Origin of the sequence: Psychrobacter sp. GW64-MNA-CIBAN-0177, from assembly GCF_040309585.1 — a bacterium.
Taxonomy (GTDB): Bacteria; Pseudomonadota; Gammaproteobacteria; order Pseudomonadales; family Moraxellaceae; genus Psychrobacter; species Psychrobacter okhotskensis.
This window is the reverse complement of the sequence record NZ_JBEOOY010000141.1, coordinates 1-285: the sequence shown is the minus strand read 5'-3', so window position 1 is coordinate 285 and position 285 is coordinate 1. Positions and strand designations below refer to the sequence as shown.

The 285-nt window shown below is 45.6% G+C and carries 1 pseudogene; it reads right to left on the bottom strand.

Annotated features, from left to right (window positions below):
- A pseudogene (locus tag AAEY79_RS14525) lies at positions 1-285 on the bottom strand (hydrolase); the annotation flags it as partial.

The window sequence follows — 285 nt, the reverse complement described above, 5'->3', positions numbered from 1 at the left end:
ACCTTAAGCTGTGCCCACGGTGCAGGATCGCGCAGCTGCTCCCAAAACGGTGCAAAAGGCGGTGCAGCGTACACCAATAATCCTAATAGTACATACAACAATAGATACCACTGCTTATCTTTATGTTGATAAAACTTCATTGCGGTACCTGCTGAGCGCTTGAGCGTCATTCCTGATAAATTCACGCTATACATCTCATCAAGCGTCAGATGCACCATTGCCCCACCAAATAAAAATAGCCCATAAAACCAGCTAACCGCTAGCGAGTTATGCAAGCCATAATAG